Origin of the sequence: Weizmannia sp. WK01 (assembly GCF_025905465.1) — a bacterium.
Lineage (GTDB): Bacteria > Bacillota > Bacilli > Bacillales > Bacillaceae_C > Weizmannia > Weizmannia faecalis.
The window spans coordinates 290,376-302,460 of sequence record NZ_CP109616.1 but is presented as its reverse complement, the minus strand read 5'-3'; the positions used below and the strand labels follow the sequence as shown (position 1 = coordinate 302,460).

Below are 12,085 nucleotides of genomic sequence, written 5' to 3'. Positions count from 1 at the left end.
ATCAAGATTGTGTTTCCCTTCAAAGCTTAATATGCCAAGTTCGTATTGGTTGAGACCGCTGGACAGAAAGTGCAGAAACGGAATAAAGTCCCCGCCCCGGTCTCGTATGTGCTTCAATTACAACCGGGCGTTTGTTGACAACATCCCATTTTACTTCAACATGCCCGGGACCGTATTGAACGCCCAGAACAGTCAGTGCTTTTTTGACGATCTTTTCTATTTGCTGTTTTTGCTCAGTTTCCAGGAGCGCAGGCACAATATGCCCGGTTTCGATAAAATTTGGCATACCACTCGTTTCCTTTTCCGTAATGCCAAGTACCGTATGCGTCCCTTCAGATGAAACTGTTTCTACGCTAAACTCCGGGCCTTCAATAAAAGGTTCCAAAATCCACTCAAGTTTACTTTGGGCATGAGTCCGCAGCCATTTTTCCCAATCCGATTGGTTTTTTATATAAGCAACATTTTGACTGCCAAATCCGTCATTGGGCTTGATGATCATCGGCAACAGACCGGAAATTTTTTCGGGGAGTCTGTCTGCCTTTCCGCAAAAAGTTTGCAGTTTCAAATCATCATGAGATGCAAAAGCATTTCTCATCAGATTTTTGTTTCTTGTCCGCCTTACTGTTTCAAACGGATTGGTTTTTAAATTGTATCGCTCACTCAAGTAAGCTGCTGTTTCAAGTCCCAGTTCCGTAAAACTAAGGATGAGTTTAATATCTTCATACTGGGAAAAAATTTTTTCGACCACTTTATGCGCGGCATCGGTATCCCAAATATCCGCAAAATAGATGGCCTCCGCTAATGCAGTTACTTTTTCAGAAATGCTTTTCTTTGGACGCTCAATTACGATAACATGATACCCGCATGCGTGAGCAGCTGAAATTCCCTCCTCACTCGCGCCCAATAAGATGAGCCGCTTCAATGTTTCCAACCCCCCATCGCAATTTCTGAATGGCTTGTTCTGCCCGCCCGGAAGCTTCATCCGGGGTATCTCCTGTCGCAATCACATAACCCAAACGGTCATAGCTGCTTGATACATGATCGGCATGCATCGGCAAAGCAGCAACCGATACGCTTATCACGCCGTTCGATTTTTTTGCTTCCTCAACGCCGCTCACCTTTACATAGGTCCCTTTTATTTTTGGGATGGCAAACTGAATGGCAGCCGAAAGACGCGACGATTTTGTTACTGATTTCCTTTCACCTACTGCCTGGTCCATTACATGTTCAACCATGTCAATGCCTGTAGACAACTCAACTAAATCGGGAATACAATCTCCCGCTAATCTTGGATTGATTTCCACCAGGTAAGGTACGTTTCCCCGAACAATAAATTCGATATGGGCTGCCCCAAAACGCAACCCCATCAAATCCAACAGTCTTTTACCTTTTTCTTCAAGCTGGGGGACAGGTTCAATCCCTTTTCCTGTAACATGACCTACTTCGACTGAATGCAAGCCTATCGTTTTTTCCTGGTAGTGGAAATAAGTTCCCAACCATTTGCAGTGTACAACATTTCAGCGGAATATTCTTCACCATTGATAAATTCTTCAACCAACCATTTTCTTTTTAATTTGTAACCTCTTTTATTCCTCAACCGCTTCATTTCTTTTGAGAGAGCCTGCATGAGTTCCCCTTGATTTTGGCAAATGGTCACCCCGCAGCTGCCACTGTCATCAACTGGTTTAAGGACACATGGATAGGGGATATCTTTGCTTAATTCAGAAGGATTCTCAATGGTATGAAAAGCAGGTTGCCGGAAACCGATATCATTTTTTTGTAAAAAGTGCCGGGTTTTTTCTTTATAGCGTGCAATGGTTAAAGCTTCTAATGGATGGCCGGGAAGCCCAAGAAAATGAGCCATTCGGCTAACAGGGATTAAATGGTAGTCATCGAATGCGAGAATGCCTGCAAAGTGGTAGGATGCTGTTTGAACCAGATTTATCATCGCATCAACATCATAGGTATCGACAATTTTCACATAATCTGCCAATTGGAGAGGGTGATTAGCTGCCACCTGTTTATATTGATCAGGATCATTTGTCCAAAAATGAATCTGGTATCCTTTTAATTTCGCTATTTTCATCGCTTTTGTCCCGGTACCCGTTGTATTGGTTTCAATGAAAAGAAAGTGGTCCATTATCTTTCACCTCTGAATATTTTTTCACCTTTTCTCATGGACAGTGATCGCAAAATCAAACTTAAACCGATTATCACAGTCATGACAGTCAACAGCAAGTATAATCTCCCCGGAAAGAATTTCAACAAACTTAACCCTGCATAACTTCCAAAGGACTCCCATAGCCCCCATACAACGCCGGCAATGCCAAAGGCCCATGAAGAGCTCAAATTCCCATGTTTTTGTAAAACCTCTGTATCTATCAATGGTGTCCAAATGATTTCACTCAGGCTGAACAAGAACATAGATAAAAAGATAGAAAACACTGTTCGGTCAATCCAAAGAAGAAAGAAGGAGCTACCAAACAACAAAAAAGACAACGCATACCATTGTTCCTTTTTCAGCTTTGGCTGAACGGAAGGAAAGATTCCTTGGAAGGCAATAACCGTTACAGCATTCAGTGTGAAGACAAGCCCCGTTGTCTTGCCGCTGATTTCACCCGATACATATACAGGCAGAGTGGAAAACATTTGAATATAAAAGAACCAGAGTAAGCCTGATCCGAATAAAAAACGGAAAAACGGACTTTTCAGCAAATGATATCTCTCTAAATACAGGTATTTAAATAGATTTAAACGATTCTCTTCTTTTTCCATGGGTGGTTCAGGAAGTAGACAGGCCACTCCTCCCGCTATAAAGTAACTGCCAGCGGCTAAAAACATTAGCCACAATGATTTTAAATCCAAGATCCAGCCGCCTGCCAAAGGCCCAATCGAAGCTCCGAGGTTTACGGCTATATTTAATAACGCAAATGCGCGCAGGCGCTTATGCTCATTCATAAACGATATTTGCGTTTTCAAGGCGACATTGTATAAAGAGATGGTAGTACCGAGCAATGCGGACAGGGCAATGAATAACGGAAAATATGGAACGATGGGAATAAGCATCAGTATACCACCGCTGGACCATAATCCAAGGATGAGGCTTAAACGCACCCCCAGCCGGTCGATCAACCCGCCAACGAATGCACCCCCGGCTTTTGAAAACAAAGTCAGACTGGCAACAATGATACTGGCTTTGGACAAATCCAAGGACTTGGTTTCGGTTAGCCATAGTGCCAAAAGCGGGGTAAAGATATAGAACCCCAGGGAATTGAAAAATCTTACTAAAAAGGACATCCATCCTTCGTTCACTTTTCTAAACATATAAGGCGCTCCTCTTAAAACTTGCATAAACATCTTTTATGATGCGGGCTGCTTGTTCAACTTGCTCCTCCGATATGTTTCGGTGAACAACAATCCGTACAATGTCGGGTAACCGGGGAAATAATAGGAGCCCTTTTTTCTTACCCAATTCGATTAAATTGTATAAGGAAATCCCACTATCATTTGCACTGGAGGACATACGCTTTTTTTCCGGCAATAAGAGGGCTTCTGTTTCAATGCGCCTCATCCATTTCCGCCGGTTTTCTAAGGGCATAGTCATAACATGTCATCTCCTTTATTTTCATGATTGCGCAATTGTACAATTACACAATCAATTATATAAAGCGTGAAACAACACGTCAACCATAAAACGTACAAAAACCGTTAAATTACTGTCAATGAAGCGCGGCCGCTTTTGGGGTTTCCCTTTTTACCAGTAAAGAACAGCAACCATTTCATTATGGGGATGCCGTTATGTTAAGAATCAAATCCGTTTCATCCCATTACCCCGGTCAGAATACCGCGCGTATAAATGTCCTCCGTATTCGGCAAGCTAACTTAAATGGGCTTTTTAAAGGTGGATAAGATGGACAATTATCGTAACGATAATACAGCCAGGCGATATAAAGCACATGTTAGTATTTTAGGGACTACGCAATTGCATTTAAGAAATCCTTATATCATTGCATGGTGGTCCGCCGCGTTTCCCGGATTCGGGCATTTGCTGTTATCCAAATATATCAGGGGATATGCTTTATTTATCTGGGAAGTTGTCGTTAATTTGAAAGCAAATGTGAACCTTTCCATGATTTACTCGTTTCAAGGAAATATTGACATGGCAAAAGCCGTACTGGACACAAGATGGCTTCTCATGTATATTCCTGTTTACCTTTTTGGCATTTGGGACAGTTATCGCACAACCGTGGATATGAATAAAATTTATCTGTTAGCAGAGCGGGAGGAACACCGTTTTAATTCTTTTTCATTGGGCGCATTGGAGATTAACTACCTGGATAAGCGCAACCCCCTACTTTCCGTTATGTGGTCATTATTTGTCCCAGGATTGGGGCAGCTCTATATACACAGAGTTTTAACAGCAATTTTTGTCATTGTATGGCTGGTGGTGTTTTATTACCAGTCCCATTTCCAGGAAGCGGTTATACTTTTATTTTGGGGCAAAATAAAAGAAGCAACTTCGGTTATAAACCCGGAATGGCTTCTTTTCATCCCTTCACACTTTGGGTTTGCCGCTTATGATTCGTATATGAATACAGTCGAAAACAACAAACTTTTCGATAAAGAATTACGACAATATTTAACCCGGCATTACCAGCCGGACGGTTTCCGGATACGAAAAGGACAAAAAGTGAAGTGATTGGTTTGCAGCTTTTTTCTACATTCGAAAGTAACGGATTTTTGGAAATGGCCATTTCAACACTGGAAAAGAAAGGGATTCCGAAAGAAAATATATTTGCGGTCCCGCTGGATAACCGAAAAGAAGAACGGAAAATTTTTGATACGCTCCACCGCTCGGACGGTACAAGCCTAATTGATATCGGCATGGGGATCGCCACTGCATTTTCTGTAATCGGCGCAAGCATCGGCTTTAAACTCGCCTGGGGGCCCATTTACTGGGGGCTGATTAGTGCATTTGCCGGGTTTATTGTGGGTTTTGCCATCCGGCTTGTAATGGAGCTGTTCATAAAGAAAAAGAAGCGTGTTTTAAAAGGGAAACACGCTGAAATCATTTTAATTGTTGAATGTGATTTGTCACAAGCAGAATCGGTTGAAAATATACTTTGGAGCCATTTTGCATTAGGGGTAGCAAAATTAAAATAATGGGTTTTGTAAGTACAAACAGGCCATACTCATTGCCAAGGGGATGGCCTCTCTTTACATCGTGAAAAACATTCCGCAGTGTTTTCCCTTCCCCTTGCCATTCTCTCAACAAGTGTACATGCATGGCGAGTGACCATAAATTTATCCGTCATGAAACAAATGTGATATAGAGCAGGTCCAATATTTCCTCGGGGGAATATCCGCGCACTTCCCGTTGATACAAGTAGGCATCACTTTTTAATGCCTCGAGCAGCATGTCCGCTTTGAAGACATTGTTTCGAACGGCTTCTTTTTCATTATTCATCTCATGATACAGTTCTACCAGCAACCGGTGCAATTCATCATATAAAGGGCTGCGTGTTCCTGCCTTTTTTCGATTTGTTGTACCGGCGTCCTCCACACCTTTAAGCAATTGCATTTTGCTTTCCCTGAAACGGAGAAATATACGGAGAGCGCCTTTTAATCGCTGTTCCGGCGGCTCTTTCCGATTGTGTTCCAAATACGTTTGAATGTCTTTGAAACACGAAACCACATTGCCTTTTATCAAATCCAGACATAATTCTCCTTTATTTCGATAACGGCGGTACAGCGTTCCCGGCCCAATCCCGGCTTCTGTGGCAATTTGATTCATGCTGACTTGTTCAACCCCGAACTGCTCAAACAGCCGGATTGCGGTAGCCAATATACGTTGGCGATTCTCAGCTGCATCACGCCGTTCCGCCCGTGCGGAGCCTGGTTTTTCATCCTTCAACTTTATCACTCCCGGAAAAAATCGTTGACAAGCGGAGACATCTCCGTTTAATATGAACTGGAGAGCTCTCCACTTCTTAATATTAACCAAATGAACAGGAGTTGACAATTCATGCAAAATCAATCCAGTAAAGCTGCATTGTTGGTCTTGGATATGCAAAACGGCATGGTATCCCGTTTTGCCGGAAATGAAACAATGCTGCGCCCGAATCAAAAAGCAATCGAAAGCGCCCGTGCACATCATATCCCGGTTATTTTCGTCCGTCTTGGATTTAGTAAAGGTTACCCTGAAATTAACCAAGGCCATCCAACTTATGCCCGAGTTGCTGAATACGGCGACATGACCATTTTCGATGAAGCGACACAGATCCACCCATCCGTTCAACCTTTAGAAAATGAACCGGTTGTTACAAAATACCGGATAAGCGCCTTTTCCGGCAGCAATCTCGAAATGATCTTGAAAGCCCAGGAAATTGACACACTCATTCTTAGCGGCATTACCACAAGCGGTGTCGTTTTATCGACATTGCGGGAGGCCGCTGATAAAGATTATTCCTTAATCGTACTCCGGGATGCCTGCCATGATGGCAATCCCGACATTCACCACATGCTGATGGAAAAATTATTCCCTGTCCAGGCAAAAGTAATGACGGTCAGTACCTGGGCCGGCACTTTGGATTAAAAAAAGGGCCTGTTTTGAAATCAGCAGAACAGGCCCTGCCAACCAAGTCGAAGGAAGGAATGAAACTTGTTCCACACTGGTAAAAAGAAAAACGAAGCTGCAATTGAAAATCACTTTAATCAAAAACTGATATTGCCAATGATTTTGGGTTCCATTCTCAACCCCATCAACTCTTCTATTATGTCAGTGGCGCTAATTCCAATCGGACAGGCATTTCATGTTCCGCCTTCAGAAACCGCATGGCTTGTTGCCGCTTTATATCTTGCTACTGCCATTGGGCAGCCGGTAGTTGGGAAGCTGATCGATCTGTTCGGACCCCGTTCCCTTTTTTTAACAGCGACTTCATTGGTCGGAATTTCAAGTTTCATTGCCATTTTTGCCCTGGATTTTTGGTGGCTTGTTGCAGCAAGAATTTTGCTCGGATTGGGTACGTGCGCCGGGTATCCCGCATCTATGTACCTGATTCGCAGTGAAGCTGAACGAACAGGCGAAGCAAGCCCGGGAAGCATCCTGGCGACACTCGGAATTGCAAGCCAAACGATTGCCGTGATCGGGCCTGCCCTAGGCGGTGTACTCATCGGTGCCGGGGGTTGGAAAAGCATTTTTATCGTCAATATTCCATTATCGCTTGCTTGCATTTTATTGGGATACTTCCGATTTCCTAAAGCCCCGCCAGAAGCGGTGGAAGGGAAAAAGCTTCTTGCCATTGATTTTACGGGCATTGCCTTATTTGGCATCACATTAACTTCCCTTTTGCTGTTTCTCATGCATCCAAGCTTGTCGAAGATTGCTTTTTTGATAGTAGCAGGGATTGCAGGGGCCATTTTTGCTGCGGCCGAGTTAAAAATAAAAAATCCTTTTATCGATATTCGGGTATTCAGCGGGAATATCCCTCTGGTTCTCACTTATGCAAGAGGGTTGCTTTCAGGTCTGGTTGCTTATTCCTTCATTTATGGGTTTCCACAATGGCTGGAAGACGGAAGGGGTTTATCCGCATCTAGCGGCGGGCTGCTGATGTTGCCGATGTCTTTAACCGCCATTGCCGTAACCCGGGTGACAGGGAAAAGCCCCGCCATCCGTTTAAAATTAATAGCTGGCAGTATTGTTCAGTTTATCGCCGTCTCATTGCTGCTTTTTACTCATCATACAACGAGTGTTGTTTTGATCGCCTTTATTGTCCTTCTGCTGGGGATTCCACAGGGTCTTTTGAATCTGGGCAACCAGAATGCCGTCTATTATCAGGCGAATCCACAACAAATCGGGGCTTCAGCCGGTTTGCTCCGAACATTTATGTACTTGGGTGCCATTCTTGCTTCGGCGGCAAACGGGCTGTTTTTAAAATCCGGGGCAAATACGCCGGGAATTCATCATATCGGCTTATTTTGCGGCGGCGTCACCTTGCTCCTCATCCTGATTACCGTGCTGGATCATTCGTTAAGCATCGTAAACGATAAAGCCGGAGTGAAAAGGTAAAGTTAAAAATGCCCGGTTTAATCAAACGTTTGATTAAACCGGGCAAATGCCGTTTCTTTCTGGCCATGTGCAGCGGGATATGTAGAATCCTTCCGCGTGAACTTTTGGCCGGATGTTGTCTGCTTTCCTTCGCTTAAATGCCTATGCCGCTTGCTATTTAAAAACCAGTTCACTTATAACTTAAATTTTGAAACAAGGGAATGGAGATGCTCCGCAATTTCCACCAGTTTATGCGCGCTTTCAGCCACTTCCTCCATAGAACTTCCAATTTGCTCGGTTGCTGCTGACGTTTCCTCAACACCTGCTGCTGATTGTTCAGTAATCGCTGCGATTTCTTGTATAGAACCATTCATTTTTTCGGTTGTGCCGGAAATTCCTGACAAATTGGCAGCCACTTTTCGAATATGGGCAACCATGTCTGAAATCCGCTCATTGATCTGCGTAAAGGTTTCCTTTGTTACGCGAACGGTTTCTGTGCCTTGCTGTACTTCCTCATAGCTTTCATGCAAAGAATCCGTTACTTCTTTCACATCTTTTTGGGTTCCTGCAACAATCCCGCTAATTTCACTAATGGAACTTGCAACTTGTTCAGCCAGCTTCCGGACTTCTTCTGCGACAACGGCAAATCCTCTTCCGCTTTCTCCTGCCCGCGCTGCTTCAATTGCTGCGTTTAAAGCAAGTAAATTTGTTTGATCGGAAATCTCCTTAATGACCGTCACCAGTTTGGAAATCTTTTCCGAATGCTCATTCAAAGACTGCAGCTTCCCGGTAACTGATTGGATGACCTGATCAATTTTTTCCATTTGGCCCGAAGAGCGGTCCATTAGTTCATTCCCTTTATGCGCCAATGTCATAATTTCATTTGTAGATTGATGAACCTCATCCGCCTGTGCATTCGCCTCCTGCACATTGGATGTGAACTGCTTCATATTTTCAGACAGCTTTCCGGATTGATCTGCCTGTTCTTCAGCTCCGGATGCCAGTTCTTCCATCGTTGCGGTGATTTGCTGCGACCCTGTTTTTACTTCATTTGCCGCTTGCGCAAGCTCCTCGCTGGAATTTGACAACAGCCCTGAAGAATCTGCAATCTCATGGATCAGGCCCTTCAGTTCATCCTGCATATGGTTAATGCCGTCCGACAGCTTGCGGATCTCATCTTTCGTCTTGACCTTGATGTGCCCGGCCGTTAAATCATGGCCCGAAATTTTTCTGATATGATCCATTACCATTCCAAGCGGGGCTGCAATACTTCTCGTGAACAGCCATATGATGAACAGCCCGACGAGAAGTGTGATGCCCATAACGATTAAAAGTGAGTGAAGGATTTGTTCGGCCGGCTGGTTAAAATCTGACATATAGGCGCCTGCACAAACCGTCCATCCCCAGTAAGGATCCTTTTTTGCATACACCACTTTTTTGCCGACTTTGTGTTGATCATTCGGGTAACTGTATGAGAAATAGGTAAATCCGCCTGTTTTCCCGGCTCCAAGGACTTTATTGGCATAATGATTCCCGTCAGCATCTTTTTCATTTGAAATATTTTTTCCTTCTATAAAAGGATGCGCCACTTCAGTTCCTGTATCATCCAAAATAAACATGTATCCGTTTTTTCCCAAATCAATGCTTTTATTAACCGGACGTGTGCCATCCTTTTTCTTTTCACCGAGAATGGCAATTTTTACTTTTTCTTGTGCGTCACTTAAAGAAATTTTCCCGCTTTTCACTTCCTCATCCAGTACAGCTATCAACCGGATTGTTTCATTGACATTATTTTTTAGATTGGTTTTTCCCAGTTCATTTAAACTGGCGGCACTGCGGTTATAGCTTAAGAAACCTAAAATAAGCATTGGCACCACCAAAAGAACAATGGAAATGGCCATAAGCTTTTGCCGGATGGAGTGAAAGTCTTTCAATTTGGCAATCTTCATTTTGCTATCCCTCTTTTTTCAGAATCATTCTTAGACCTCGCGTTTGGTCAAGAATATTCGGTTTTCTACCCTGTTTTATCGGATAAAGTTTGAAATCCTTTACTTTTATAATTTTCTGACCATCGTTCCAACCTCGTCCTAGTGGATGTTTTCCAAAAATGGGTTTTTACACTGCCGCTTTCTTCCCCGGCACCAACTGCCAAAATTTTTTCCGGATTTTTGAAAAAAATGATTCCGGTACCTTGCAATAATTAATACTGTGTGTTATTCTCTCGTTAAAGGCAGTACTGAATATTAAACAGTACTGGCCGGTGTGCAACGGGAAGGATGTGAAGAAAGTTTGAATGTCCAGTTTAAAAAGGGGGTTTTGGACCTCTGTGTGCTCGTTTTATTAGATAAACAGGACCGCTACGGATATGAACTTGTCCAAAAAATTTCGGAGCAGATTGACATTTCCGAAGGCTCTATCTACCCCCTGCTGAGGCGGTTAACAAAAGAAGGTTACTCTACAACGTATTTAAAGGAATCTACGGAGGGGCCACCGCGCAAATATTACAAACTAACAGACAGTGGGAGGACTTTTCTCCACGAACTGCTCCTGGAATGGAAGGCATTCTCTGATGGGGTGAATCAACTGATAAAAGAAGGTGTGACTCATGAATAAAAAACAATTTTTATCCAAATTGGAATCTTCGTTGAAAAGCCTTCCTGCCAATGAACGCCAGGATATTTTGCAGGATTTTGAAGAACATTTCACCATTGGCTTGCAGGAGGGAAAAACAGAAGAACAAATTTCAACTTCCCTTGGTTCCCCGCACCAGATTGCAAAAGACATGGTTGCGGCCTACCATCTGGAAAGAGTGGAGACAAAGGCAACGTTCGGAAATATTTTGCGCGCAGTATGGGCCACGATTGGATTGGGATTTTTCAACTTGGCCATTGTACTGGGGCCATTTATTGCGTTGGCCGGCATTATTTTTTCCGGCTGGATTACAGGAATTGTGTTTTTGGCTTCTCCTTTCCTGTTTCTCATAAACATCCTCCTGTATCCGGAAACATTCACGCTTTTTTACTTATTTGTTTCCATTGCCACTTGCGGGATCGGATTTTTTGTCGTCATCGGGATGTATTTTGCGACCCGTACATTAATGCAAGGCTTTATCCGCTATTTAAGATGGAATGTAAATCTGATCAAAGGGGGGCTGAAAAATGGATAAAATAAAGAAAATGTCACTTGTGGCGTTGGTACTGTTACTTGTAGGGATTGTTGGAAGCCTCCTTACATTCAGGCCCGTCTTCCGGCAAGAAGCCAAGTTGGAAGAAAAAGTCATCCACGAAAAGTTCAGCCGAATTCAGATCGCAACCGATAATACCGCAATTGAGATTTTACCAGCGACTGGTTCGGCAGCAAAAATCACAGTATCAGGCAGGGCCGAAAAAGGTTCTGCATATCACTTGTCTACGGATGTTAAGAACGCTGTGCTCTCCATCAATGTAAAATATAAACAACGAAATTTCGTCAACTTCTTCCCTTCATCCTCGTCTTTAAAAGTGTATGTGCCGAAAAAATGGTATGAATCATTGCAAATTAATAGTAACGACGGGCGCGTCCGGGCGGGGGATTTTCGGGCAAGAGAGATGCGCATCCATGTAAGGGATGGAAAAATTGAACTGAACCGTATCAACGCGGATACGATTACGACAGAGGCAAGTGACGGATCAAGCACCCTTGAAAATGTGAAAGCCTCCCTAGTCAAAGTAAAATCGGATGACGGAAAAATAGTTTTAAAGCATTTGGATAGCCGGGTTTCGGGTAAAACCACTGACGGAAGTATCCTTTTTATCACTCGTCACTTGAATCATCCGGTAGAACTGCGAGCAATTGACGGCAATATCAAAATACAAACGGAGAAAAAACCGGATAATGCTACAATCAGTGCAAGTACAGTAGATGGAAAAGTTAACGTTTTTGGCAGCTCTAACAGAAATATGACGTTCGGCAGGGGAAAATCTATGATCCAGCTTTTCACTGCAGATGGAAGTGTCACTGTGGAAAAAACAAAGTGAATTTCTAAAAACGGCGGGACGT

13 protein-coding genes are annotated in these 12,085 nt (G+C 43.4%); 7 read left to right on the top strand and 6 right to left on the bottom strand.

Translation table 11 applies throughout. From position 1 onward, the window contains the following. Positions 1–19: 19 nt before the first annotated feature. The 4 genes from OF158_RS01605 to OF158_RS01590 are packed head-to-tail and all read right to left on the bottom strand — an operon-like array spanning position 20 to position 3,324. Complete coding sequence (locus OF158_RS01605) at positions 20–922, bottom strand: ATP-grasp domain-containing protein (protein WP_014096436.1); 903 nt, start codon at positions 920–922, stop codon at positions 20–22. Further along, positions 891–1,457, bottom strand: a complete 567-nt coding sequence (locus tag OF158_RS01600; RefSeq protein WP_225620936.1) for an ATP-grasp domain-containing protein — start codon at positions 1,455–1,457, stop codon at positions 891–893. Before OF158_RS01600 ends, OF158_RS01605 begins: the two co-directional genes overlap by 32 nt. A gap of 2 nt (positions 1,458–1,459) precedes the next feature. Then, a complete protein-coding gene (locus tag OF158_RS01595) occupies positions 1,460–2,140 on the bottom strand; it encodes an ATP-grasp domain-containing protein (protein ID WP_225620935.1) in 681 nt (226 codons plus the stop codon). Continuing rightward, positions 2,140–3,324, bottom strand: a complete 1,185-nt coding sequence (locus OF158_RS01590; protein WP_017550286.1) for an MFS transporter — start codon at positions 3,322–3,324, stop codon at positions 2,140–2,142. The genes OF158_RS01595 and OF158_RS01590 overlap by 1 nt, the downstream gene beginning before the upstream one ends. 586 nt (positions 3,325–3,910) lie before the next feature. Between OF158_RS01590 and OF158_RS01585 the strand changes: the two genes are divergently transcribed. Both OF158_RS01585 and OF158_RS01580 read left to right on the top strand, forming a co-directional pair. Further along, a complete protein-coding gene (locus OF158_RS01585) occupies positions 3,911–4,699 on the top strand; it encodes a hypothetical protein (protein ID WP_026104498.1) in 789 nt (262 codons plus the stop codon). Between the two features lie 5 nt (positions 4,700–4,704). Then, entirely contained in the window at positions 4,705–5,163 is a 459-nt protein-coding gene (locus tag OF158_RS01580; RefSeq protein WP_026104499.1) for a hypothetical protein, read from the top strand. A gap of 148 nt (positions 5,164–5,311) precedes the next feature. Here OF158_RS01580 and OF158_RS01575 read toward each other — a convergent pair whose 3' ends face one another. Next, positions 5,312–5,923, bottom strand: coding sequence for a TetR/AcrR family transcriptional regulator (locus OF158_RS01575; protein WP_225620934.1), 612 nt, complete (start codon positions 5,921–5,923; stop codon positions 5,312–5,314). 102 nt (positions 5,924–6,025) lie between these two features. On the opposite strand from OF158_RS01575, the gene OF158_RS01570 reads away from it, so the two are divergent. Then, the gene (locus tag OF158_RS01570; protein ID WP_014096440.1) at positions 6,026–6,595 is read left to right on the top strand and encodes a cysteine hydrolase family protein; all 570 of its coding nucleotides are present in this window, start codon (positions 6,026–6,028) and stop codon (positions 6,593–6,595) included. Between the two features lie 66 nt (positions 6,596–6,661). Beyond that, on the top strand, positions 6,662–8,068 hold the full coding sequence (locus OF158_RS01565; protein ID WP_035182780.1) for an MFS transporter: 1,407 nt from the start codon (positions 6,662–6,664) through the stop codon (positions 8,066–8,068). A 173-nt stretch (positions 8,069–8,241) separates the two neighbouring features. Here the strand turns inward: OF158_RS01565 and OF158_RS01560 are convergent, their stop codons facing one another. Next, positions 8,242–9,996 (bottom strand): methyl-accepting chemotaxis protein, encoded by a 1,755-nt coding sequence (locus OF158_RS01560; RefSeq protein ID WP_014096442.1) that lies wholly within the window; start codon positions 9,994–9,996, stop codon positions 8,242–8,244. A gap of 340 nt (positions 9,997–10,336) precedes the next feature. On the opposite strand from OF158_RS01560, the gene OF158_RS01555 reads away from it, so the two are divergent. From OF158_RS01555 to OF158_RS01545, 3 genes are read left to right on the top strand one after another with little or no spacing between them, the layout of a single operon-like run. Continuing rightward, entirely contained in the window at positions 10,337–10,660 is a 324-nt protein-coding gene (locus tag OF158_RS01555; RefSeq protein ID WP_014096443.1) for a PadR family transcriptional regulator, read from the top strand. Further along, complete coding sequence (locus OF158_RS01550; protein WP_014096444.1) at positions 10,653–11,213, top strand: HAAS signaling domain-containing protein; 561 nt, start codon at positions 10,653–10,655, stop codon at positions 11,211–11,213. The genes OF158_RS01555 and OF158_RS01550 overlap by 8 nt, the downstream gene beginning before the upstream one ends. Then, entirely contained in the window at positions 11,206–12,063 is an 858-nt protein-coding gene (locus OF158_RS01545; protein WP_014096445.1) for a DUF4097 family beta strand repeat-containing protein, read from the top strand. Before OF158_RS01550 ends, OF158_RS01545 begins: the two co-directional genes overlap by 8 nt. Positions 12,064–12,085: the final 22 nt, after the last annotated feature.

Excerpts from the sequence above, each read along its gene's own strand:
- OF158_RS01585 (WP_026104498.1), top strand. The coding sequence starts at position 3,911 with ATGGACAATTATCGTAACGATAATACAGCCAGGCGATATAAAGCACAT.
- OF158_RS01590 (WP_017550286.1), bottom strand. The coding sequence starts at position 3,324 with ATGTTTAGAAAAGTGAACGAAGGATGGATGTCCTTTTTAGTAAGATTT.
- OF158_RS01560 (WP_014096442.1), bottom strand. The coding sequence starts at position 9,996 with ATGAAGATTGCCAAATTGAAAGACTTTCACTCCATCCGGCAAAAGCTT.
- OF158_RS01570 (WP_014096440.1), top strand. The coding sequence starts at position 6,026 with ATGCAAAATCAATCCAGTAAAGCTGCATTGTTGGTCTTGGATATGCAA.
- OF158_RS01595 (WP_225620935.1), bottom strand. The coding sequence starts at position 2,140 with ATGGACCACTTTCTTTTCATTGAAACCAATACAACGGGTACCGGGACA.
- OF158_RS01545 (WP_014096445.1), top strand. The coding sequence starts at position 11,206 with ATGGATAAAATAAAGAAAATGTCACTTGTGGCGTTGGTACTGTTACTT.
- OF158_RS01550 (WP_014096444.1), top strand. The coding sequence starts at position 10,653 with ATGAATAAAAAACAATTTTTATCCAAATTGGAATCTTCGTTGAAAAGC.